Source organism: Allobosea sp. LjRoot237, assembly GCF_964253285.1.
In the GTDB taxonomy this organism is placed as follows: domain Bacteria; phylum Pseudomonadota; class Alphaproteobacteria; order Rhizobiales; family Beijerinckiaceae; genus Allobosea.
Map to the genome: position 1 here is coordinate 1,860,463 of NZ_CAXUQP020000001.1, position 23,243 is coordinate 1,883,705.

The following is a 23,243-nucleotide window of genomic DNA, read 5'->3' on the forward strand; positions in this document are numbered from 1 at the left end:
ACCGAAACGTCTGGCGGGGCCGTCCCACTGCTCAGCTGGTCGGGGTTGGAGCAGCCCGAAGGCCAGGGAAGCGCGCCAGCGCTCGCGACATCTCATGGATTTCCATGAGATGCAGCTCGGGCATGGCGGGACTAGGGTTTGGCCGTGAATTCACGATCAGGTCCAGATAGTGAGAACAGCTGCTATACGAGACGCCGAAAATCCCGGGCTTTCCAACAGGAAAAGCCAATGATGCGCGTCTGGTCGCACCGCCCCCAATTCCTGCATCTGGGGCTTTTTATTGCGGCTTATATCGTGGGCGGCGGCTCCGCCCACGCACGCAATGTGCTTGCGCGAAATCTCGAGCTTGGCCACGCCAAATCGGGAGACGTCCTAGACCTTGGACATAGCTGGCCGAGCCCTGTGTAGGATTCTCCATCCGATCGCCGCTGCTTAGCATTTCCTCCGTCACCAACGTCGCGGAGCGATAATTATGCCCGACCCCTACAACCTACCCACGCGGCGCATAGTCGCGATTGGCGCAGCCGCCCTGCCGGTGGCGAGCGTCCTGCCAACCGTGACGCTGGCGCAGACCAGTCCATCCCAACATCCCCAGAAAGGCAGCACCATCATGAGCAGCGGCTTCGTCAAGACCAAGGACGGTACGGAGATCTTCTACAAGGATTGGGGACCCAAGAGCGCGCAGCCCGTCGTGTTCCATCACGGCTGGCCTCTCTCCTCCGACGATTGGGACGGGCAGATGCTGTTCTTCCTTGCGAACGGCTATCGCGTTGTCGCACATGACCGACGTGGCCATGGCCGGTCCTCGCAGGTCAGCACGGCGAACACCATGGACCAGTACGCCGCCGATGCCTCGGCGGTCGTCGAGTATCTCGACCTTCGCAATGCCGTTCACATCGGTCATTCGACCGGCGGCGGTGAGGTCGCTCGCTATGTCGCGAAGCACGGCCAACCGCGGGGGCGAGTCGCGAAGGCAGTGCTCGTTTCAGCCATTCCGCCCCTGATGCTGAAGACCGAGGCGAACACTGGCGGACTTCCACTCGAAGTCTTCGACGGACTGCGCAAGGCGCTGGCCGGGAATCGCGCCCAGTTCTATCTCGATTTCGCCTCGGGCCCGTTCTACGGCTTCAATCGGCCGGGAGCGGCGATCTCGCAGGCCGTGATCCAGAACTGGTGGCGGCAGGCCATGAATGGCGGCGCACTTGCGCAGTATGAAGGGATCAAGGCCTTTTCGGAGACCGACCAGACGGAAGATCTGAAGGCAATCAAGGTGCCGACGCTCATCCTCCATGGAGATGATGACCAGATCGTGCCCATAGCTGACGCAGCTATTCTCCAAGCCAAGCTTCTCACGAACAATACGCTGAAGGTCTACAAGGGCTACCCTCACGGCATGCTGACAACGCACGCCGAAGTGCTCAATCGAGACCTGCTCGAATTCGTGAAGGGTTGACGCGGATGGGCCTGGCAGGGCGGGCTCGCTCCGCCCTGCGCTTGCTCATCGAAACGTTGGGATATTGCAGTCCCTACGAGGTCCAACCCGCGTTCGACCGACGAAACGCAAGTCACGAGCAATCCCGGCAACCACGTAGAGATTTATCATGCCCAAGGTTCTGGTTCTTTATTACTCTTCCTATGGTCACATCGAGACGATGGCGAACGCTGTCGCCGAGGGGGCCCGAGCGGCAGGCGCTACTGTCGATGTAAAGCGCGTTCCCGAGACGGTTCCGGAGGCAGTCGCCAAGAGCTCACATTTCAAGCTCGACCAGGCGGCTCCGGTCGCTACCGTCGCCGAGCTTGAGCATTACGACGCCATCATCGTCGGCACCGGAACCCGTTACGGGCGGATGACCTCACAGATGGCGGCCTTTCTCGACCAGACCGGCGGCCTGTGGGCGCGTGGCGCGTTGATCGGCAAGGTCGGTGGCGCCTTCTGCTCATCTGCCACCCAGCATGGTGGCCAAGAGACGACCCTCTTCTCAATTATCACGAACCTACTGCATTTCGGCATGATCATCGTCGGCCTGCCCTATAGTCATCAGGGCCAGATGAGCATGGCCGAGATCGTCGGCGGCGCGCCGTATGGAGCGACGACAGTGGCTGGCGGCGACGGCTCACGCACTCCTAGCGAGATCGATCTCGCCGGCGCGCGCCACCAGGGCGAACTCGTCGCCCGGACGGCCGCGAAGATATTCGGCTAGGCTATGCGCGGGCAGGCCCCTCTATTTCAGCCGCCCATCCAGGAGCAGACTGTGCTGGCCGCAAGCCTTGTGTTCGTGCCAGCGACAACCAACGGCCAGTATTCCGCTCCGAGTGCTGCGGCGCGCTCGCCTGACCCTGTTTAGGAACCGAGACATCGTGCTGGGGCCGTCCCGCTGCTCAGCTGGTCGGGACTGAGCATCCCGAAGGCCAGGGAAGCGCGCCAGCGCTCGCGACATCTCATGGATTTCCATGAGATGCAGCTCGGGCATGGCGGGACTAGGGTTTGGCCGTGAATTCACGATCAGGTCCAGATAGTGAGAACAGCTGCTATACGAGACGCCGAAAATTCCGGGCTTTCCAACAGGAGAAGCCAATGATGCGCGTCTGGTCGCACCGTCCCCAGTTCCTGCACTTGGGGCTTTTTATAGCGACTTATATCTTGGGCTGCGGCTTCGCCCAATCGCTCGCAATCGTGCCTGGAACGGGTATTTCGATTTGGCCTCCGAGCGGACTTTTCATCGCTACGCTTGTCCTCGCCTCCGGGCAGAGCTGGCCGTGGTGGGTGCTGGGGGGATGTCTGGCTGAACTGTTCAGCAATTTCTTGTGGTTCCAAAGTCCGCTACCCGCGGCGTTCCTCATCTATATTGGCAACGCTCTTGAAGCAGTGGTCGGCGCGTGGCTCGTGAACCGGACCTGCGGGCGGCCGGTTCGGCTGGAAACCCTGCAGGAAGTTCTCGCATTCGTCGTAGCGGGCGCCGGAATTGCGCCAACCATAAGTGCGACGATCGGAAGCGCAACGCTTGCGTGGTTTGGCATACAGTCGCAATCCTTTGCAGCGGCTTGGCCTCTATGGTGGATCGGAGACGCCACCGGGGTCTTGATCGTGGCGCCGCTGGCACTGGTCGTGTTCCAGAACTGGCAGAGAAAGACCCAGTTCACCGCCGTGCGATGGGTGGAAGCAGGTCTTCTGGGCCTGATCTTTCTTGGTGTCGCCGCCCTTTCCTTGAGCGATTACCTGCCCTTCGCCTATATCGTCATGCCGCCTCTTCTTTGGGCCGCGGTCCGCTTTGAGTTCAAGGGCGCCGCCGTCACCTTGGCCCTTCTCGCTCTGATCACGGTGGCATTTACTGTATCCGGCACCAGCCAATTCTCAGGCGATCCCGAGTCCCAAAAGCACAAGCAGGTCATGCTGCAGCTTTTCCTGGCCATCTCGGCGCTTTCCGCCCTCATCGTCGCCGCTATATCCCGGCAGCACCAACAGGCACTGCTCACATTGCGCGAAAGCGAGCGTGAGCTCTCGCAGCTCGTGGACATGGTTCCGAGCCACGTTTGGCGTTTGACACCCAACGGCGAGCCGACTTTCTTCAACAAGCGTATGGTCGATTTTCTCGGCCGCAACCTGGCGAATACGGGCAAGCCGGACACCAGCGGACTGGCGACGCTCATAGAAGCCGTCCATCCGAAGGACGCAGCGGAGTTCGAGGATGCCCTCCGTCGCTGCCTCGGCTCCGGCGAAAGCTTCGCCTTGCGATATCGCCTGCGCCGCGCAGACGGTGTCTATCGCTGGATGTCGAGCCGTGCAGAACCGCTGCGAGATCAGGACGGGCGCATCGTCCAGTGGTACGGCCTCTGCCACGACATAGACGATCAGATGAAGGCCGAAGAGGCGTTGCGGCGCAGCGAGCGGCAGCTTCAGCAAATGATCGACGCCGTGCCGGTTCGCATCTGGCGCATAACGCCTACGGGCGGGCCGGTTTACTTCAACAAGCGATATCAGGACCATTTCCGCTCCGTTATCCCGGATTTCGGAGCCCTCGGGGAGCCGCGCATCGAAACGTTGCTGCAGGAGCTGATTTATCCCGCTGACGCCCCTGACGTGCATCGCACACTGCTGAAATCTTTCGAAACCGGCAGCGGCTCGGCGATGCGGTTTCGCTGGCGCGAGAAAGATGGCGCCTATCGCTGGGCGGAATGCCGGATGGAGCCTTGGCGTGATGAGGACGGGGAGATCGCGCAATGGTACGGCGTTTCTCTCGACATCGACGAAGAGGTCCGCGCGCAGCAGGCATTGCGCGACCGGGAGCGCGAGCTCTCGCAGCTCGTGGATATGGTTCCCGTCCAGATCAGACGTTTGACGCCCGAAGGCGAGCCGACCTTTTTCAACAGGCGCTTGCTCGACTTCTTCGGTTTGGACGACGTCGCGCAAGTGGCAGGGCCCGGCATGAGCCGGTTAGCGGCGGCCATGCGGACGCTCGTCCATCCCGATGATGCGTCCGGCCTGCTGGAGACGGTCCGCCATTCCCTCGCCACCGGCGAGCCCTACTCCATGAAATATCGCATGCGTCGCGCGGACGGCGCCTATCGCTGGGTTGATGGCCGCGGAGAACCGGTGCGCGATCAAAACGGAGCGATCGTGCAATGGTACGCAATCTCCCTCGACATCGACGATGAAGTGCGCGCGCAGGAAGCATTGCGCGAAAGCGAGCGGCAGCTCCGGCAGCTCATCGACGCCGTGCCGGCGCTGATTTGGAGCGCCACGCCTGAAGGAGCGCCGTCCTACATCAACAAGCAGCTGATGGATACGGTCGGTGTCTCCCTGGAAGACTTGACCGCGCCGGACGCGTCGCGGTCCCTGGCCGATGTCCACCCGGACGACAAGCGGGCGGTGGAGCAGGTGCTCGCGCACTCGTTCGAGACCGGCACCAGCTTCGTAATGAAGTATCGCCAGCGCCGGTCAGATGGAACCTATCGCTGGACCGAGGGGCGCGCTGAACCGCTTCGCGGCCCGAATGACCGGATTCTGCAATGGTACGGCGTCTGCCTTGACATCGATGACCTAGTGACCGCGCAGGAGGCGCTGCGCGAGAGAGAACGCTTCCTCTGGCAGCTCGTCGAAACGCTGCCGGCCATGATCGATTGCGCCGCGCCAGATGGCGAGCCGGTCTATCGCAGCCAGCAGCTCCGCGAATTCCTCGGATATAACCTCGATGACCTGGACGGCACTGGCAAGTCCCGGTTGGCCGGCACACTCGACGCCGGTGTTCACCCCGACGACCTGGCGGGCTTCAAGGAGGGGTATGCCCATTCGCTGTCCACAGGCGAGCCGTATGCGCGCAAGCACCGTCTGCGGCGCTTCGATGGCGAGTATCGCTGGGTTGAGACGCGTGCCGCGCCGATGCGCAATGCCGAAGGCTCCATTGTGCAATGGAATGTCATCTGCCTGGACATCGACGGTGAGATCCGGACGCAAGAGGAGCTGCGCCTCGCGCAGGAGAGACTGGCGCGTGCGAGCCAAGCGGCGAGCCTTGCCGAGCTTTCCGCATCCATCGCGCACGAGGTGAACCAGCCGCTCGCGGCAGTCGTGGCGAATTCGCACGCCTGCCAACGCTGGCTCACGGCCGAACCGCCGAACCTCGAGCGGGCGCAAAAGACGGTGGAGCGTATCATCCGCGACGCGAATTCCGCCGCCGATGTCGTGAGCCAAATCCGCGCCCTGTTCAAACAGTCCACTGAGGCGAGAAGCTCTGCGGCGCTCAGTGGCGTCATCGCCGAGGCGCTGGGCTTGATGGCCGAAGAGGCGGCACGGCGCCGGGTCCGTATGGACATCGACGTTGAAAGCGGCCTTCCGCTGATGGTGTTCGACCGCGTCCAGATACTACAGGTTCTGGTCAATCTCATCCGTAATGGCATGGAGGCGATGGACGCCAGCGCGAGCAACAGGGGTCTCGGGATACGTGCGCGCAGGACGGAAAGCGCGGTCCGGATCGAGATCCGCGATCGCGGCCACGGCGTCGAAGCCCCCGACAAGATCTTCGAGCCGTTCTTCACGACGAAAGAGCACGGCATGGGCATGGGCTTGGCCATTTGCCGGTCGATCATAGAGGCCCACGGTGGACGGCTGTGGGCGGAGATGAATGAACCGCAGGGAGCGACGTTCATCTTTACATTGCCGATTGAACTGAAAGCGGCGGCATGACGACGGAAGGCCATATCGTCTTCATCGTCGATGACGATGAACGGATTCGGGAGGCACTCGGCGAGTTGCTGGCCTCGCACGGCATGTACGCCGAAGCCTTTGGATCGGCCGGTGACTATATCCGTGCGGCAAAGCCGGACGTCCCAGCCTGCCTCGTCCTGGATGTCGAGCTGCCGGATATCAACGGTCTCGATCTGCAGCGGCAGATTGCCGAAGGCGATCATCCGCCGATCGTTTTCATAACTGGGCATGGCGACATTCCGTCATCCGTCCAGGCGATCAAGCACGGCGCCGTGGATTTCCTGACCAAGCCCTTCAGCGATGCGGACCTCATGGCCGCAATCGGCACAGCGATCGCCCTGGATCGGAAGAAGAGGTCAGAACGGGCCGAGCTGGCTGCTCTGAGGCAACGCTATCTCGATCTGACGCCACGCGAACGCGAGGTGCTGCCGCTCGTGGTGAGCGGCCTTCTCAACAAACAGGCGGCCGCCAAGCTGGCGATCAGCGAGGTCACGCTGCAAATCCACAGAAGGAATGTCATGCAGAAAATGAAGGCGGCGTCGCTCGCCGATCTCGTGCGTATCGCGGAGTGGTTGGAGATACCGGTCACTCACTCGCGCCGGGCGGGAGGGAGCTGAGGGTGAGCAAGCGAAGGCCTATCGTGGCGGTTGTCGATGACGATCCAAGACTGCTTGAGTCGCTGGAAGACCTGCTGGAATCCGCGGGTTATGTGGCCCGCAGCTTCTCATCGGCGGAATCGCTTCTGGTCAGCGGGCTGTCGGGCCTGGACGTGCTCATCACCGATATCGGGTTGCCCGGCATGGACGGATTTGAACTTCGCGACCTAGTGAAGAAGGCACGCCCGGAGCTGCCGGTGTTCCTGATCACCGGACGCCACGAGATCGTGGATCAGCGCCGCGCCCAGGGCATCAGCGGGTGCTTCCGCAAACCCTTCGACGCAAAAGTTCTGCTTGCGACCGTCAGCGACGCCGTTCGCGATCGAGAAAATGGAGGAGCATCATGAGAGTCGACCAGTCGCTCCAGCGTAGATCGGCACCGTTTTCACCGCAGCGAGGGTGTGAAGAGGGGCAGTCACTCGTTCTTATCGTCGATGACGATGCGCCGGTTCGGGAGGCACTGTCCGAGCTGGTCTTGTCGGTGGGGTTCCAGCCGGCCAGCTTCGCCTCGACCCGCGAATTGCTCGACGCCAACGTCTTGGATCGCCCGGGCTGCTTGATCCTCGATGTGCGCATGCCGGGAGCAAGCGGTCTCGATCTGCAGCATCACCTGGCCCAAAGCGGCAATCCCAAGCCAATTATCTTCCTGACCGGGCATGGCGATATTCCGATGACCGTCCAGGCGATGAAGGCTGGCGCGGTGGACTTTCTCACCAAGCCGGTGCGGGATCAAACGCTGCTTGACGCTGTCATCGCGGGCATCGCGATGGATGCCGCCCGGCGCGCGGACGCCGCAGTCGTAAAGCGCAACGTCGAACGTCTTGAGACGCTGACGCCGCGCGAGCGGGAGGTTCTGCATGCCGTGGCGCGCGGGCGTCTCAACAAGCAGATCGCCTTCGACCTCGGCATCAGTGAGGTGACGGTCAAGCTGCATCGCGGCAATGTCATGCGCAAGATGGAGGCCGCATCCATCGGCGAGTTGATCCGGGCATGGGAAACGCTGCCCGCGCCGATGCGCGAGGCCGGCGCGGGCAAGACTTTGCCTTGATTCCTCCTGCACGGCTCCTGTGGCCGCTCTGCCTCACGGTGCCTTGGCGGCGTCCTCGATCAGCGAAGCGACTTTGCCGGGATGCGAGACCATGAGGGCGTGCGATGCGTCCTTGATGACCACGGTCTTCACCGAACGGGCGCGCTCAGCCATGAACTTCATGACCGCCGGTGGGATATTCCGATCAGCTGAGCCGTAGATTGCGTAGGACGGAATTGTCTTCCAGGAGGCGGTAACCGACGGCTCGGCCAGAGCGGCCTTCGCCACGGGGCGCTGGGTTGCCGCCATCAGCTTGGCCTGCGCTGCTGATACATCGGCTGCGAATTGCTGGTGGAACTTTTCCGGCTCGACGTAGAGGTCCAGGTTTCCAGCGGACAGCGTCACCGGCAGAAGCGCGTCGCCGAGCGTGCTGCCTGGAAATTGGCTGGAAAGCGTGAGGCTGGACTCCCCGGTATCCGGGGCGAACGCAGCCACGTAGACCAGCGCCTTCACGTTGGCTTTTCCGGAGGCTGCCTCAGTGATGACTGGGCCGCCATAGGAGTGGCCGACCAAGACGACCGGGCCGTGGACGGATCCGATGAGGGCCGATACGGCGGCCGCGTCGCTTGCAACGCCGCGGAGCGGATTGGCCGCGGCGATCGTGCGGTAGCCGCGCCTGTTGAGCTCAGCGATGACACCGTTCCAGCTCGACGATTCCGCGAAGGCCCCATGGACGAGCACGACCGTCGGCTTGCTTCCGGCGGGCTGCGCCGACGGCTTCCCCGGAAAGGCAAGCGACGTACCGAGCATCATCATTCCGATCAGAGTGCGCATTGCTGTCTGCATTGTTTTCTCCTCGGGCCATGTGGCCAATGCAGAGGACAATGCGCCTGAGCCGCCGGCCAAAACCATCAAACGGAAGCCTCTGTCGGGCGATGCGAAAGTCTAGGAGGGATATAACCTGGGGGCCGGCAACTCCCAGCGAGGCCAGCAAGACATATACTGCAGTACGGCTCACCCTCTCCCTCGGCCCAATCGACCGCAAACACGTCCAAACCTAGCGTCGCCGATGCCGTGTGTAGAGCGGCGGTCAGCAGGAGACGAACATGAGCCTGGACATTGCTTCACAATCCGCCAGATCGAAGCCTGAAGAACTGGTTCCGTCGCGCTACGCGGTGCGGATCGGCGAGATTGAGGTGCTGGTGATCAGCGATGGCGTGCTGCCGCTCCCGACCAAGATGCTGGGGCACAATGTCGAAGCGGCCGAGCGGGCGACCTGGCTGAACGACATGTTCCTGCCGCAGGACGCCTTCGACTGGTCGCTGAACGTGGTCGTGGTCAATAGCGGCGATCAGACCATCCTCATCGACGCCGGGCTGGGGTTGGACCCCGACCTGAACCTGCCGCGGGCCGGGCAGCTGATCAAGCGACTGGAGGCCGCCGGCATCGATCTTGCGGCTGTGACCGACGTGGTGCTCACCCATATGCACATGGACCATGTCGGCGGACTGCTCGTCGACGGCGTCAAGGAGCGGCTGCGCCCGGACCTGCGGATTCACGTGGCCGCTGCCGAGGTCACGTTCTGGGAGAACCCCGACTTCACCCACGTCAACATGCCGCAGGGTTTCCCGGATGCGCTTCGCGCGGCCGCCAAGCGGTTCGCAGAAGACTATCGCAGCCAGCTGCGTCTGTTCGACGAGGAGCATGAGGTGGCGCCCGGCGTGGTCGTCCAGCGCACCGGCGGCCACACGCCCGGGCACAGCGTGGTTCGCCTGGCATCCGGCGGCGACCGGCTGACCTTCGCCGGCGACGCCGTGTTCGCCGTCGGGTTCGACCATCCCGACTGGCACAACGGTTTCGAGCACGATCCCGAGGAGGCAGCCCGCGTTCGGGTCCGACTTTTGACGGAGCTGGCGGCGACCGGCGAACTGCTGGTGGCCACTCACCTGCCATTCCCCTCCGTCGGCCGCGTGGCGGTCGATGGCGACACCTTCCGTTGGGTCCCGGTCTTCTGGGATTACTGACCCTCGCTGGGGTAGGGCCGAACCAGGCGCGGACTCATGGCGATAATGAGTTCGTGCTCCAATCGGACCTGCCCCTTCGCCCCATTTCCAAATCGGGCGTTCGGCGAAAGCAACTCCCCGCACTCAGACCATTTTCAGGAGATCGGCGCGACGAACGGGCGTGTGAGCCGCACTTGGCGCACCCCTTCGTCATTGCCGATCCCCTTTGAAAGGAGAGACAATATGGACGGACCGCTTTTTGATATCGTTGATCCCCAGCGTCGCGAGCTTGTACGCCTTGCCGCCGCTGCTGCAGCCACTCTCGTCGCGGGCAGCGCGGCCGCCCAGACATCGTCCTCGATTTCGGCACCATCGCGCTCTGCCGCATCCTTCGGTCCAACCAGGCAGGTGGATGCCGGCGTCCTCAACATCGGCTATGTCGAAGTCGGCCCCGCCTCCGGCGCTCCCGTCCTGCTGCTCCATGGCTGGCCATATGACATTCACGCATTCACCGAAGTGGCCCCGCTTCTGGCTGCAAAGGGCTATCGCGTGATCATTCCCCATCTGCGTGGCCACGGTTCGACCGTGTTCCGCTCCGCATCGACGCCGCGCAACGCACAGCAGGCAGCGCTGGCGACGGACGGGATCGCGCTGATGGACGCGCTCGGCATCCAGAAGGCCATCGTCGCCGGCTTCGACTGGGGTGCCCGGACCGCCAATATCATGGCCGCCCAGTGGCCTCAGCGCTGCAAGGCACTTGTCTCGGTCAGCGGCTATCTGATCGGCAGCCAGGCCGGAAACGCCAGGCCCCTGCCGCCCGGCGTGGAACTGCAGTGGTGGTACCAGTTCTACTTCGCCACCGAGCGTGGCAAGGCCGGCTATGCCGCCAACACCAACGCCTTCAACCGCCTGATCTGGCAGTTGGCCTCGCCGCAATGGAAGTTCGACGAAGCGACGTTCGAACGCACTGCGGCATCGTTCGTGAACCCTGATCATGTCGCCATCGTGATCCACAATTACCGCTGGCGGCTGGGGCTCGCGGAGGGTGAGAGCCGGTACGACGACCTCGAGGCCAGGCTGGCCATGGGCCCTCCGGTCACGATCCCATCGATCACCATGGAGGGTGATGCGAACGGAGCCCCGCACCCAGACCCCGCCGGCTACCGGGCGAAGTTCACCGGCCCCTACGGTCACAGGCTCCTCACCGGGGGCATCGGTCACAACCTGCCCCAGGAGGCGCCGGCCGCATTCGCGCAGGCCATCCTCGACGTCGAGAAGCTGGCGGAATGAGCCATGGCCCATTTGAGGAAGAACTGCGCCCATTCGGTTTATCCGAAGATCAGGGTCGACCTGATCAGCGACGCCGCCATCGTCGACATCGTGGCGCAGGGGTTCGATGCCGGTGTTCGCTTCGGCAGGCAGATCCAGCAGGACATGATCGCAGTGCCGCTGGGGCCGCCGCCACTGCGCTGCGCGATCGTTGCCGCACCGGATTATCTAGCGCTGCGAAATATCCCGTCGACGCCTCAAGACGTGATCGGCCACGACTGCATCCAGCGGCGCTCTCCCGGAGGGGCGATGGTCTCCTGGCAGTTCGAGAATGATGGTGAGAAGCTGAAGATCGAGCCTGAAGGTCGATTGACCCTGAGCTCCGCCCATCAGGAACTTCAGGCTGCGCTAGCCGGGCAGGGCATCGCTCATGTCTTCGAAAATTATACGAAGGCCCATTGCGACGACGGTCGCCTTGTCGAACTGCTGCGCGACTGGAGTCCGCAGTTGCCGAGCTGGTTCCTCTACTATCCCAACCGACGCCATCCCAGCGCTGCTATGACAGCTTTCCTGGACCATGTCCGCCTGTTCGATTTTTCCCGCCGAACGGAAGTGCTGCGCAATTGATGGCGTGGTCGCTTGGGCATTCCATAAACGTCGAGTGACAGACATTCGCGTTTTGGGAATCAATGTCTGGTATCCGACTGCCGGCTCATGTCCGCAGTCGGCGCGAATCTGACAATCGCGGGCGCGAAGCCACCCCGCCTCTGTGCACGCTATTGCACGCTAGAACTCTCCCGCGCTCTGAAGCGGCTTTATTTCATCCCACAAGTGGTGTGTTCTGACCGCGTCAGATCAGCCCCAGCCCCTTGAAGCTGGCATGGCCGTCGCGGCCGACGATGATGTGGTCGTGGATGGCGATGCCGAGCGGCTTGGCGATATCAACCAGTTCGCGCGTCATCCTCATGTCGGCGCCGGACGGGGTCGGGTCGCCGGAGGGGTGGTTGTGCACCAGGATCAGCGCCGTCGCGGAGAGCTCCAGCGCCCGGCGCATCACCTCGCGCGGATAGACCGGGGTGTGGTCGACCGTGCCGGTCTGCTGCACCTCGTCGGCGATCAGCGCGTTCTTCTTGTCGAGGAAGAGGATACGGAACTGCTCGCGCTCGGCGAAGGCCATCGCCAGCCGGCAATAGTCGATCACCGACGACCATGACGAGAGCACCTGCTTCTTCGCGACCTGGCCCTTCATCGTGCGCTTCAGCGCTGCCTCGACGATCTTGAGATCGAGCGCGACGCTCTCGCCGATGCCCTTGACCTCGGTCAGGCGCGAGAGCGGCGCGCCGATCACCTCGGCGAAGGAGCCGAAATGCTGGATCAACTGCTTGGCGAGCGGCTTGACGTCGCGCTGCGGGATCGAACGGAAGAGCAGGAGCTCCAGCAGTTCATAATCGGGCAGGGCGGCCTCGCCGCCTTCGAGGAAGCGCTGGCGCAAACGGTCGCGATGGCCGAGATGATGCGGCGCGGTGTCGTTCGGGGCAGCGGCAATCGGGACTGACTTGCCGTTGCCGCTGGTCTTCATGTGCGGGCGAGCGGATTATCGAGGCCGGCGGGGGAGAGCGTGAAGATCTCGCAGCCGGTGTCGGTCACGCCGATCGTGTGCTCGAACTGGGCGGAGAGCGAGCGGTCGCGCGTCACCGCTGTCCAGCCGTCGGAGAGTACCTTCACGCTCGCCTTGCCGAGATTGATCATCGGCTCGATGGTGAAGAGCATGCCGGGCTTGAGCTCGACGCCTTCGCCGGGGCTGCCATAGTGCAGGATGTTGGGCGCATCGTGGAAGACCTGGCCGAGGCCGTGGCCGCAGAAGTCGCGGACCACCGAGCAGCGCTCGCTTTCGGCATAGCGCTGGATGGCAAAGCCGATATCGCCGGTGGTCGCGCCGGGGCGCACGGCGCGGATGCCGCGCAGCAGGCTCTCATAGGTGATCTCGATCAGCCGCTCGGCCTTGCGCGGGATGTCGCCGACACCGAACATCCGGCTGGAATCGCCGTGCCAGCCATCGACGATCAGCGTGTAGTCGATATTGACGATGTCGCCGTCGCGCATCGGCTTGTCGTCCGGGATGCCGTGACAGACGACATGGTTGATCGAGGTGCAGATCGACTTGGTGTAGCCGCGATAGAACAGCGTCGCCGGATAGGCGCCATTGTCCATGGCGAACTGGAAGGCGAGATCGTCGAGCCGCTGGGTCGTGACGCCGGGCTTGACCTCGCCGGCGAGCATGTCGAGGCCGCGCGCGGTGAGCTGCCCGGCCTTGCGCATCGCCGCGAAGGCCTCGGGGCCATGCAGCTTGATGGCGGGATCGCGCCGCGCGCGCGAGATCGATTCGTTCAGGGTCATTCCGGAGGCCGCTCCTTGATCTCCTTATCTATTGGGTTTGGCGGGGCGTGCAAGCATCGGGGCACTGGCGCGTTGTCGCTTTACCCTCGCCTTCACCGGTTTCATGCCTTGTTTTTCTTGAGATGAGCGTCTCGAACAGGCCGACCGTCCAGCAGAGGGGGCAGCCCTTCAGCGCCCACAGCGCGACTGGCAGGAGCAGCAAAGAGAACAGGCCGAGCCATTTGTAGCTCCAGGCTGCGAGCAGCAGCGCAAGGATACCCAGCAATCCACGCAGCAGATGGATCGTGATCGAGGCGTTGCCGAAGCTCATGCCGGCACCGCCTTTCGGCCAGGACCAGCCTGCTCCGTCAGCGCAGCGCGTACCAGCGCCCGCGCCCGGTGCAGGCGGCTGCGAGTGGCCTCCGGCGAGATGCCCAGCGTGCTCGCGGCCTCATCGGCGGATAGACCCTGAACATCCTTCAGCAGGAGCACCTCGCGATAGCTTTGCGGCAATCCGGCGATGATGCCGGTGATGGCGAGGCGCAATTCGAGGTCGCTCGCTCCGCTGTCGTGTAAGGCTGCGGCCGGCGCATCCTCGATCGGCAGATGCCGGCGCCGCCGTCTGACGAGAGCAAGGCAGGTCCGGCGGATGATCTGGAACAGCCAGCCGGCGAGGGCGGCGGCGCTGCGCAGGCCCCCGAGCCGGCGATACAGAATCCAGAGAGCGTCCTGGACCGCCTCCTCGACATCCTCGGCCTCGCAATGACGGCGAGCGTAGCGGGCGATGTCGGTGCGGCAGAGCGCCAGCATGGTCTCCAGCGCGCGAGGATCGCCGGCGCGGGCGCGCTCGACGAGATCGTGCGGCAGCGCCAGCAGGCCGCTCACTGACCAGCCCCGCCATCGCCCGGCAGGCGGCGCCCGACCATGGCGCACATCGGGCAGAAGCCGAAGACCGAGGTCAGCGCGGTGATGACCGCGCCGGCCGCAAAAACGAGGCCGAGCACGCCGTCGCGGAACAGAACGGCGCAAAGAGCCAGACCCAGCGCCGCACCGAGGCGCATCAGACGTTCCCAGCGGGGCAGGTTCTTTTGGTAGGTCATGATACGTGTCTCCGGGTTGAATACCCGAAAGAGGGGCGCTCTGCCGCGAATGGTTCGCGCAGCTTCAAAAAAATTCCGGCGCAGGTGCGGAGAGGTGAGATGACATACGAGCGCTGGGAGCTTTGTCCTTCGCATGCTGACGACTGGTCCTGCTTTCAACGATGAAGTTTCAGAGCGTCGAGTGTAGAAGGAAATAAACATTGGGTATCGATGTATTATTTTCCAAATTTTCTTTAATACCTTGCGCTATTTCTCCGTTTTGAATAATTAAAAACAAGTTTTCGTTGACCGTCGTCTAACAATATTGGTACCCGGTTCGGTGATTTCATCTCCGGAACTGCCTTGTCATGACTCTTCGTTCTGCGCTTCTGATCTCGTCGGCTTTGTTCCTCGCTCCGGCCGCAGCCTTCGCGCAGGCTGAGAATGCACGGCAGATCCAACTCGACACCATCGTCGTCGAAGGGCAGGGCTCCGGCGAGAAGGGCGTCTTCAGCGCCAACGGCTATGTCGCCACCTCCGGCCGCAGCGCAGCCAAGACCGACACGCCGCTGCTCGAGACGCCGATGTCGATCTCGACGGTGACGCAGACGCAGCTCGAGCAACGCAAGCCGCAGAACCTGCTCGAGGCGCTGGCCTACACGCCCGGCGCGCGCATAGGCACCTATGGCTTCGATCCGCGCTACGACGCTTTCACCATCCGCGGCATCGACGTCACCCATAATGCGGTCTTCCGCGACGGCCTGCGCCAGATCGGCAGCCCGAACGGGCTGATGCGGCTCGAACCCTACGGGCTGGAGGCGATCAGCGTGCTGCGCGGACCGGCCTCGGCGATCTACGGCGCCAGCACCAGCGCCGGCATCGTCGACCTGATCTCGAAGCGGCCGACCGAAACGCCGTTCCGCGAGATCGAGATCCAAGGCGGCTCCTTCGGCCGCAAGCAGTTCAATTTCGATATATCCGGCCCGGCCAATCCGGAGGGTACGCTGCTCTATCGGCTGACCGGCGTCATCCGCGATGCCAAGAGCGACATCAGCGCGATCAAGGACGACCGCATCTTCATCGCGCCGGCGCTGACCTGGAAGCCGAACGAGGCGACCAAGCTCACCGTGCTCGGCGAGTACATGGATTCGACCACGGGCGGCACTGCGGCCTATCTCAACCAGTACGGCCCTTACGTCGATCGCCAGGGCAATGTGCTGTCCAAGACGCTGGGCGCCACCAAGGTCTATGTCGGCGACAAGCGCTACAATGATTTCCGCCAGCAGCAGGCGCGCATCGGCTACGAGTTCGAGCACAAGTTCGACGAGGTCTTCACGCTGCGCCAGCGCGCGCGGTACCAGCAGCTCGGCAACAACCAGCAATATGTCTATTTCGACCCCGGCCTGACCCGCGAGAACACCGCAGGCTTCTCTGTCGACACATCGCTGGAGGCGAAGGTCCGGACCGGGGCGGTCGACCACACGCTGCTCGCCGGCGTCGATGTCAGCCGGCTGCACTACAAGAGCAAGGAAGCCTTCGGCGGCGTGCCGCTCGGCTACAATCCGGCCTTCCTGTGGCGGACCGAGCAGACGCTGACCACGACCGGCGTCTACCTGCAGGACCAGGTCAAATGGGGGAACTGGCGGCTCTCCGCCGGCGTCCGCCTGGACTGGGTCGACAGCAAGTTCGAGGCGGGTGCCGCGGGCGTAGTCCCCACCGAGAGCAAGCGTAATGACGGCAAGTTCACCGGCCGCGCCGCGCTGTCTTACGTCACCGATTTCGGGCTCGCGCCCTATGTCAGCTACGGCACCTCCTTCGTGCCCAATCCGGGCACGGTGCTGAATGGCGGCATCGCCCAGCCGACGACCGGCAAGCAGGCCGAGCTCGGCGTGAAGTACGACCTGCCGGGCTACAATGCCTCGCTGCGCGCGGCGGTGTTCAATATCCGCCAGGAGAACGGGGTGGTCTACGAGGTCGTCGACGGCCTCAACCGCCAGGTCCAGCTCGATCTGCGTTCCAGCGGCTTCGAGATCGAGGGCGTCGCCTCGCTGGCGAACGGGCTCAGCCTGCAGGCCTCCTATTCCTACAATGATGCGCGCATCAAGAAGCTGACGGCGGAGACCGTCGGCAACCCGCTGTCCAGCGTGCCCTACCACATGGCTTCGCTCTGGCTCGACTATACGGTGCAAAGCGGGGCGGCGCGTGGGCTCGGGGTCGGCGGCGGCGTGCGCTATGTCGGCTCCAGCCTCGGCGACAATCTCGGCCGCCCGGTGATCGACAACAAGGCGCGCACCTTCGTCGACGGCTCGATCCGCTATGACCTCGAAAACCTCAGCCCTCAGCTCAAGGGCATGCGGCTGCAGGTCAACGCCACCAACCTCCTGAACGAGGTCCAGCAGACCTGCACCGCCGGCTATTGCTACTTCGATGAGGGACGCAAGGTCATCGCCAGCCTGCGCTATCGCTGGTGAGGGCGCTCATGCTGTCGCCGATGGCGATCGTCCTCGCCATCGGGGGGTTATATGTCGGCCAGAGCATCATCGGCGGGCTGACCTTCATCGCCTTGCCGAGCGTGCTGCGCGAGCGCGGCCTGCCGCTCGACCAGATCGGCCTGACCTATCTCGCCGTGCTGCCCTGGGCGCTGAAGTTTCTGTGGGCGCCGGCGATCGAGCGCTACCGGTTGCCCGATACCGGGCCGGCGCGCTCGCGGACGATCGTGCTGGCGACGACGCTGATTTCGGCGGTGGGGCTCGTCGCTGTCGGGCTGATCGGGCCTATCGCGTTCGTCCCGCTGATCGCCGTTTTCGTGCTGATCGCGTTCTCTGCCTCGACCGGCGACATCGCCTGCGACGGGCATGCGGTCGAGACGCTGTCGCAGGCCCATCATGGCTGGGGCAACGCCGCCCAGGTCGGCGGGGCCTATCTCGGCTCGGCGCTTGGCTCCGGCCTGTTCCTCGTGCTGGTGGCGCGGCTCGACTGGCAGCTCGCCACCTTCGCCATGGCAGGGCTGCTCCTGTTGCTGGCATTGCCCTTCCTGCTCTCGCTGGCTCCCGCCGCGCCGGCCCGGCGTACGCACCAGCCTTCGCTGAAGGAAGCGCTACGCCGGCCGGAGATGCGCTCCGGCCTGCTGCTCGCCGCTCTCTATGTGCCCGCGCAGAAATGGGGTGTCGCCATGCTCGGGCCCTATCTCGTCGACAGCGGGCTCGATCTCGCCTCGCTCGGCCTCGTCAACGGCATCGGCGGCCTTGCGGTCGGCTTCGCCTGCGCCCTCATCGGCGGCGCATTGGTACGGCTACTCGGTGCACGCAGCGTGCTCGTCCTGGCGCTCGTGCTGCAGGCGGCCTCGCTCGCGGGCCTCGCCTTCGCCGCCTGGCGCGGCCTGCCGCAGCCCGCCGTGCTCGCACTGGCGCTGGCGAGCTCGTCCGGCGTCATGGCGCTCGGCTTCGTCGCGCTCTATGCCCGCTTCATGGCGCTGTCCGATCCGCGCCAGGCCGGGGTCGACTTCACCCTGCTGCAATGCATGGACGGGCTGGTCAGCATGGCCGGCGGCATCGGTGCGGGCTGGGTCGCCCAGCATTTCGGCTACGGCGTCTGCTTTGCGCTCGCCGCCGGCGCTGCCCTGATCGCGATGCCATTGGTCGCGTTGCTGAGCGGGCCTGCGGCTCCGGCACAGCCGGTGGCAGGGGAGCAGGCGGTGCTCGGATGAGCGAGGCCCGGCCGCTGCCGTCCTTCGCCGCTCGCTTTCCGGAAGCGCTGGCCTGGTACAAGGACAAGCTCGTGCTGCCCGGCGAGGCCCGGGAGAGCGTTTCGGGTCGGGATCTGCTTGCCGGCGCAGCCGATCAGCTGATGGCGCGTTTCGCCATGCTCTATCCGGGCAGCGACCGGCGCGCACTGGTCTCGATGTGGACGCAATGGCATTTCGGCGCGCTTGTCATCCCGGCGACAGCGGCGATTCTGCTCGGCGATCGCGACCTGCCGCTGGAACTCGACCAGATCGCGATTGTGCCGCAGGAAGCCGGACTGACGAGCGCCATCGTCATTCCCGACGAGGGCCCGCGGAGATGTGGCGGGACCGATCCGTTTGCGCGCCTGTTCGACGGCCATGTCGCGCCGCTGGTCACCCAGCTGGCAGGCCAGTTCCGGGTCTCGCCGCGGCTGCTCTGGGCCAATGCGGCGGCGATCTTCGAATGGACGCTGCAGCAGGTGCCGGCCGAGCTCGCCGAGGCGGAAGCATTGGCTGCGGCGCGCCTGCGGCTGGAGCGGCCGCAGGAGCCGGACGGGCGCCGCAATCTCATGTTCGATGCGGTGCGCTATCCGGTCGAGCAAGGCGAGCCGGTCCGGCGTCGCAAGCTCTGCTGCCTGCGCTACCTGCTGGCTGGCGTCGCCGATTGCGGCAGCCTTTGCCCGCTGCACGCCGACTGCGCTTCGGCGGCAAGCAATGCGGCCTGACATCGCCTTGGCTCCACGCAAGCGTCGATCAAGCCGCTGGCGCTGCCAACGCTTGGGGTGTATCAGCCCGCCAATGGCATTCAATGAGATCAGATCGGCCGAGGACCAGCCTTTCGGCACCTTTGCGCCCCAGGGCGGCATCGCCCGCATCATCGGCTGGACGCGCTGCGCCTCGGATTCCTTCCTCGGGCGCAAGGTAGCCTATGCGCTGCGCCGTCTCGGGCTCAATCGGCTCAAAGGCAAGCCCGTCGATATCGAGTCGCTCGGCGCGCAGATGCGGCTCTATCCTGAAGGCAATGTCTGCGAGAAGCGGGTGCTGTTCACGCCGCAGTACTTTGATCGCCGAGAGCGCGAGCTGCTGGCGTCGCGGATTCGCGACGGCTTCTGCTTCATCGATATCGGCGCGAATATCGGCGCCTATTCGCTCTTCGTCGCAGCCCGCGCCGGCCGAGGCGCGCGCATCCTGGCGGTCGAGCCGCAGCCCGACATCTTCGCGCGGTTGACCTACAACATCGCCCAGAATCCGTTCGGCACGGTCAAGGCTGTCGCCTGCGCGCTCGCCGACAAGCCGGGCGAGCTGACGCTGTTCCTCGACCCTGCGAACAAGGGCGAATCGAGCGTGCGCATCCTGCGTTCCAGCAATGCGAACTCGGTCCGCGTTCCGGCGACGACGCTGCTCGCGCTGATGCAGGGCGAGGGCTATGAGCGGCTCGACGCGGTCAAGCTCGATGTCGAGGGCGCCGAGGACCTGATCCTCGAACCCTTCCTGCGCGATGCTCCGGAGGGGCTCTGGCCTAGCTTCATCATCGTCGAGGATTCGCGCGGGCGCTGGCAGAGCGACCTGCCGGCGCTGCTGGAGAGCAAGGGCTACAAGCTGATCGCCCAGACCCGGCTCAACCTCGTCTACGAGCGCACGACCGCGTGATGCGCCGCGCCGCGCGCGCATAGCGGCCCTGACTGGCACGCCGCTTGAGCAATCGCGCGCAAGCGGCTTAGCTCGCTGGCGGATCGGGGAGGCGGCCCCTGCGTCTTGAAAAGCACAGGAAAAGCCATGACGGCATCAACTTCTCCCGCCTTTCCGCCCGTCATCACCGCCGCGATCCTGGTGATCGGCGACGAGATCCTGTCCGGGCGGACCAAGGACAAGAATAGCGGCTATATCGCCGAATATCTGACCAATATCGGCATCGAGCTGCGCGAAGTCCGGGTCGTGCCCGACCTGACCGACGAGATCGTCTCGGCGCTGAACGCGCTGCGCTCGCGCTACACCTACGTCTTCACCACCGGTGGCATCGGCCCGACCCATGACGACATCACGGCGGATGCGGTCGCGGCGGCCTTCGGTGTGCCGATCGATCATGACCCGCGCGCCGTCGCCATGCTGCTGGAGCGCTTCCCGCAGGACCAGCTCAACGAAGCGCGAATGCGCATGGCGCGCATCCCGGCGGGGGCCGATCTCATCGCCAATTCGGTGTCGAAGGCGCCGGGCTTCAAGATCGGCAATGTCCATGTCATGGCCGGCGTCCCGGCGATCATGCAGGCCATGCTCGACGTCGTCGGGCCGACGCTGAAGACCGGCGCCAGGATCCTGTCGGAGACGGTGAGGGCGGGCCTGCGCGAGGGCGATATCGGCACGCCGCTCGCCGAGATCGCGACAGCCCATCCCGACTGCTCGATCGGCTCCTATCCGTTCTGGTCGGAGACCGGCCCCGACACCAACATCGTCATCCGCTCGCGCGACCCGGAAAAGCTGATGATGGCGACGTCGGCCGTGCAGGCGATGGTCGAGGCAGAGCGGGTGCGTTTGCAGAAGCCGGTGGGTTAGGCCACCGCCACCGAGGCTGCGAGCAGCACGAGCGCGAGCGTCGCGAAGACGGCGCGGACGACGTGCCCGCGTTCCCAGCGGTCGCGTAGCGCCGTCCAGTCGGCGCCGGTGCGGTCGCCGGCGCCGATGGCGAAGAAGCCCTTGCTGGCGGCGTCGACCTCATAGTCCTTCAGCCAGAACCGGTTCACCGGGTGCACGATGATCCAGTAGAGCGCCTGCACCGTGAGCGCGCTGGCGCAAGCGGCCCAGGCGAGCCCTGACGCTGGACTGCCGGCTGGCAGCATCAATGCGAGCACGGCGCTGGCGACGATCGTGCCGATCTCGCCGAGGCCGCCGCCGATGGTGAAGCCGGGATAATAGATCGGCTGGACGGCGAGGTAGTGCTCCTGCGCCAGCCTGAGCTTGCCTGGCATTTCGAGGGCATGGCCGAGCGCCGTCGTCATCGAAAGGGCGGCGAGCAGGATCGCGAGAATCTGGACGGCGAAGAGCATGGTACGGCTCCGCTGCTGTTCCTGTCGGTCAAGCAACCGTCGGCGACCGCGATCGTTCCGATCTTACGCCGCTGCGCCGGGGATTGTGGCCGTCAGGCTCTTGCCAGCGCCGGCCGGATGCGCTTTGCGAAAAAGGCCCTTTTCCAGCCCGCCGCAGGACCCGCCATGGCCGACGCTTCTTCCAACAAGGCCTTCCCCGTTTCCTGGGACCAGTTTCACCGCGACGCCCGGGCGCTCGCCTGGCGCCTCGCCGATGCCGGACCGTTCGAGGCGATGGTCTGCATCACCCGCGGCGGGCTGGTGCCGGCGGCGATCATCTGCCGCGAGCTCGGCCTGCGCATGATCGAGACGGTCTGTGTCGCGAGCTATCACGACTACAAGAACCAGTCCGAGCTCAAGGTGATGAAGGAGATCGCGCCCTCGATCCGCGCCATCGGCGACGGCAAGGGCAAGGGCGTGCTCGTCGTCGACGACCTCACCGACACCGGCAAGACCGCCCGCGTCGTGCGCGAGATGCTGCCGAATGCCCATTTCGCCACAGTCTACGCCAAGCCGGCCGGGGTGCCTGTCGTCGACACCTTCGTCACCGAGGTCAGCCAGGACACCTGGATCTATTTCCCCTGGGACATGGGCCTGTCCTATGTCGAGCCGATCGCCAAGGACCACAAGGGCTGAGGCCGCGGCCGTCTTTCCGGGGCAGGCCGCAGGCCTGAGCCCGGAACCCAGAACCGATGCGAGCTGCCGAGAGGGCGCGGCCATGCCTGCGCCTTCTGAGTTGCGACATCGGTTCTGGGTTCCGGGCTCTTCGCTCCGCGAAGCCCCGGAATGACGCGGGGTTCGGTTCGGCGTCAGGCGTGGCTCGGCGCCTTGAGCGCCACCACCATGCCGAGGATGGCGAGGGCCATGCCGGCGATCTCCAGCGCCGAGGCGCGCTCGCCCAGAAGGGCCGCGCCCGACAGCGCCGTCACCACCGGCACCAGCGGCAGGAATAGCGCGGCGCGGCCGGCGCCTAAAATCGCGACCGCCTGCGTGTAGAGGAAGAGCGCGACGGCGCCGACGATGACGCCCTGATAGAGCGCCTGCAGCGCTACGGCCGAGAGCGGCACCTGCAGCAGGTTGACCGGCTGCACCAGCGCCAGCAGCGGCAAGAGCGGCACGGAGAGCAGGCAGGTCGCCATGGTGACCTCGACCGCATCGGCGCCCCAGCGCCGGGCGAGCAGGCCGAACACCGACCAGAGCAGGGCGATCAGGACGAAGAGCAGGTCGCCGATCCAGGCGCCCTCGCGAGTCGGCGTGTTCGCCATCGCCTCGAAGGAGAAGACCACGACCCCGGCGACGATGATGGCAAGCCCGATCACCCGCAGCTTGCTGATGTGCTCGCCAAGCACGAGGACGGCGAGCAGCGCGGTCGCGACCGGGATCAGCCCGGGCGAGATCACCGACGAGTGCAAAGCCGGGGCGAAATGGGCGCCGCCGACCAGGATCAGGCTGTAGCTCGGGCCGACGATCGCGGTCAGGATCAGCGCCTTCTTCCACCCGAGCCGGCCGACCGGAAACGGCTTCAGCCGCTTCAGCGCGAAGGGCAGCAGCACCAGGGCGGCGGCGAGGAAGCGCAAGATGGTGACGTCGCCGGCCGAGAGCCCGTCCGCCACCGATTGCCGCGAGATCACCGACTGCACGCCCCAGATCACGGCCGAGAGGATGCCGCAGGCAAAACCGATGGCGAGGCGAGGGGAGGCGGGAGCTGTCGGGGACACTGGGCTTAAGGCCTTGCGGGAGCGAGGCGGCTTATGCGCGCGGGAGGGGACGGCGGCAAGGGTGGGCGCGGGCGGGGTGATCGACGCCGGGTGCATAGGCGAGGAGCCGCGG

The 23,243-nt window shown here is 64.8% G+C and carries 22 protein-coding genes and 1 pseudogene; 15 read left to right on the forward strand and 8 right to left on the reverse strand.

Going from position 1 to position 23,243, the window contains the following annotated elements:
• Positions 1-610 precede the first annotated feature (610 nt).
• The 6 genes from ACSQ24_RS08960 to ACSQ24_RS08985 all read left to right on the forward strand — a co-directional run bounded on the left by ACSQ24_RS08960 (position 611) and on the right by ACSQ24_RS08985 (position 7,903).
• On the forward strand, positions 611-1,453 hold the full coding sequence (locus tag ACSQ24_RS08960; RefSeq protein ID WP_436097857.1) for an alpha/beta fold hydrolase: 843 nt from the start codon (positions 611-613) through the stop codon (positions 1,451-1,453).
• Positions 1,454-1,601: 148 nt separating this feature from the next.
• Positions 1,602-2,201 carry an NAD(P)H:quinone oxidoreductase gene (wrbA, locus tag ACSQ24_RS08965; protein ID WP_436094350.1) on the forward strand — a complete coding sequence of 200 codons (600 nt, stop codon included), beginning with the start codon at positions 1,602-1,604 and terminating at the stop codon, positions 2,199-2,201.
• Between the two features lie 374 nt (positions 2,202-2,575).
• The gene (locus ACSQ24_RS08970) at positions 2,576-6,178 is read left to right on the forward strand and encodes a PAS domain-containing protein (protein ID WP_436094351.1); all 3,603 of its coding nucleotides are present in this window, start codon (positions 2,576-2,578) and stop codon (positions 6,176-6,178) included.
• Positions 6,175-6,816, forward strand: coding sequence for a response regulator transcription factor (locus ACSQ24_RS08975; RefSeq protein WP_436094352.1), 642 nt, complete (start codon positions 6,175-6,177; stop codon positions 6,814-6,816). Before ACSQ24_RS08970 ends, ACSQ24_RS08975 begins: the two co-directional genes overlap by 4 nt.
• A gap of 2 nt (positions 6,817-6,818) precedes the next feature.
• The gene (locus ACSQ24_RS08980; RefSeq protein WP_436094353.1) at positions 6,819-7,202 is read left to right on the forward strand and encodes a response regulator; all 384 of its coding nucleotides are present in this window, start codon (positions 6,819-6,821) and stop codon (positions 7,200-7,202) included.
• Positions 7,199-7,903 (forward strand): response regulator transcription factor, encoded by a 705-nt coding sequence (locus ACSQ24_RS08985; RefSeq protein ID WP_436094354.1) that lies wholly within the window; start codon positions 7,199-7,201, stop codon positions 7,901-7,903. The genes ACSQ24_RS08980 and ACSQ24_RS08985 overlap by 4 nt, the downstream gene beginning before the upstream one ends.
• A gap of 33 nt (positions 7,904-7,936) precedes the next feature.
• On the opposite strand, the gene ACSQ24_RS08990 is transcribed toward ACSQ24_RS08985, so the two are convergent.
• Complete coding sequence (locus ACSQ24_RS08990; protein ID WP_436097858.1) at positions 7,937-8,695, reverse strand: alpha/beta fold hydrolase; 759 nt, start codon at positions 8,693-8,695, stop codon at positions 7,937-7,939.
• A gap of 293 nt (positions 8,696-8,988) precedes the next feature.
• Between ACSQ24_RS08990 and ACSQ24_RS08995 the strand changes: the two genes are divergently transcribed.
• The 3 genes and pseudogenes from ACSQ24_RS08995 to ACSQ24_RS09005 form a co-directional block, all read left to right on the forward strand.
• Positions 8,989-9,906, forward strand: coding sequence for an MBL fold metallo-hydrolase (locus ACSQ24_RS08995; protein ID WP_436094355.1), 918 nt, complete (start codon positions 8,989-8,991; stop codon positions 9,904-9,906).
• A 222-nt stretch (positions 9,907-10,128) separates the two neighbouring features.
• Positions 10,129-11,175: an alpha/beta fold hydrolase gene (locus ACSQ24_RS09000; protein WP_436094356.1), complete on the forward strand. Its 1,047-nt coding sequence runs from the start codon at positions 10,129-10,131 to the stop codon at positions 11,173-11,175.
• A gap of 36 nt (positions 11,176-11,211) precedes the next feature.
• Positions 11,212-11,781 (forward strand): annotated as a pseudogene (locus ACSQ24_RS09005) (LysR substrate-binding domain-containing protein); the annotation flags it as partial.
• A gap of 223 nt (positions 11,782-12,004) precedes the next feature.
• On the opposite strand, the gene radC reads toward ACSQ24_RS09005, so the two are convergent.
• Genes radC through ACSQ24_RS09030 form a run of 5 tightly spaced genes read right to left on the reverse strand, consistent with a single transcriptional unit; the run spans position 12,005 to position 14,630 of the window.
• Positions 12,005-12,733, reverse strand: coding sequence for a RadC family protein (radC, locus tag ACSQ24_RS09010; protein ID WP_436094357.1), 729 nt, complete (start codon positions 12,731-12,733; stop codon positions 12,005-12,007).
• Positions 12,730-13,551: a type I methionyl aminopeptidase gene (map, locus tag ACSQ24_RS09015; protein ID WP_436094358.1), complete on the reverse strand. Its 822-nt coding sequence runs from the start codon at positions 13,549-13,551 to the stop codon at positions 12,730-12,732. Before map ends, radC begins: the two co-directional genes overlap by 4 nt.
• 28 nt (positions 13,552-13,579) lie before the next feature.
• Positions 13,580-13,861 (reverse strand): hypothetical protein, encoded by a 282-nt coding sequence (locus ACSQ24_RS09020; protein WP_436094359.1) that lies wholly within the window; start codon positions 13,859-13,861, stop codon positions 13,580-13,582.
• Positions 13,858-14,415, reverse strand: a complete 558-nt coding sequence (locus ACSQ24_RS09025; protein ID WP_436094360.1) for an RNA polymerase sigma factor — start codon at positions 14,413-14,415, stop codon at positions 13,858-13,860. The genes ACSQ24_RS09020 and ACSQ24_RS09025 overlap by 4 nt, the downstream gene beginning before the upstream one ends.
• Positions 14,412-14,630 (reverse strand): YgaP family membrane protein, encoded by a 219-nt coding sequence (locus tag ACSQ24_RS09030; RefSeq protein ID WP_436094361.1) that lies wholly within the window; start codon positions 14,628-14,630, stop codon positions 14,412-14,414. Before ACSQ24_RS09030 ends, ACSQ24_RS09025 begins: the two co-directional genes overlap by 4 nt.
• Positions 14,631-14,977: 347 nt before the next feature.
• On the opposite strand from ACSQ24_RS09030, the gene ACSQ24_RS09035 reads away from it, so the two are divergent.
• From ACSQ24_RS09035 to ACSQ24_RS09055, 5 genes are all read left to right on the forward strand, one after another.
• Complete coding sequence (locus tag ACSQ24_RS09035) at positions 14,978-17,080, forward strand: TonB-dependent siderophore receptor (RefSeq protein ID WP_436094362.1); 2,103 nt, start codon at positions 14,978-14,980, stop codon at positions 17,078-17,080.
• A gap of 8 nt (positions 17,081-17,088) precedes the next feature.
• Positions 17,089-18,315 (forward strand): MFS transporter, encoded by a 1,227-nt coding sequence (locus ACSQ24_RS09040; protein ID WP_436094363.1) that lies wholly within the window; start codon positions 17,089-17,091, stop codon positions 18,313-18,315.
• A complete protein-coding gene (gene fhuF, locus ACSQ24_RS09045; protein ID WP_436094364.1) occupies positions 18,312-19,058 on the forward strand; it encodes a siderophore-iron reductase FhuF in 747 nt (248 codons plus the stop codon). Before ACSQ24_RS09040 ends, fhuF begins: the two co-directional genes overlap by 4 nt.
• A gap of 73 nt (positions 19,059-19,131) precedes the next feature.
• On the forward strand, positions 19,132-19,983 hold the full coding sequence (locus ACSQ24_RS09050; protein ID WP_436094365.1) for an FkbM family methyltransferase: 852 nt from the start codon (positions 19,132-19,134) through the stop codon (positions 19,981-19,983).
• A gap of 126 nt (positions 19,984-20,109) precedes the next feature.
• The gene (locus ACSQ24_RS09055; protein WP_436094366.1) at positions 20,110-20,883 is read left to right on the forward strand and encodes a competence/damage-inducible protein A; all 774 of its coding nucleotides are present in this window, start codon (positions 20,110-20,112) and stop codon (positions 20,881-20,883) included.
• Here ACSQ24_RS09055 and ACSQ24_RS09060 read toward each other — a convergent pair.
• Positions 20,880-21,374, reverse strand: coding sequence for an anthrone oxygenase family protein (locus ACSQ24_RS09060; RefSeq protein ID WP_436094367.1), 495 nt, complete (start codon positions 21,372-21,374; stop codon positions 20,880-20,882). The genes ACSQ24_RS09055 and ACSQ24_RS09060 overlap by 4 nt on opposite strands.
• Before the next feature lie 165 nt (positions 21,375-21,539).
• Here ACSQ24_RS09060 and gpt point away from each other — a divergent pair, with 165 nt between their 5' ends.
• Complete coding sequence (gpt, locus tag ACSQ24_RS09065; protein WP_436094368.1) at positions 21,540-22,049, forward strand: xanthine phosphoribosyltransferase; 510 nt, start codon at positions 21,540-21,542, stop codon at positions 22,047-22,049.
• Between the two features lie 173 nt (positions 22,050-22,222).
• Here gpt and ACSQ24_RS09070 read toward each other — a convergent pair whose 3' ends face one another.
• Positions 22,223-23,131, reverse strand: a complete 909-nt coding sequence (locus ACSQ24_RS09070) for a DMT family transporter (RefSeq protein WP_436094369.1) — start codon at positions 23,129-23,131, stop codon at positions 22,223-22,225.
• Between the last annotated feature and the right edge of the window lie 112 nt (positions 23,132-23,243).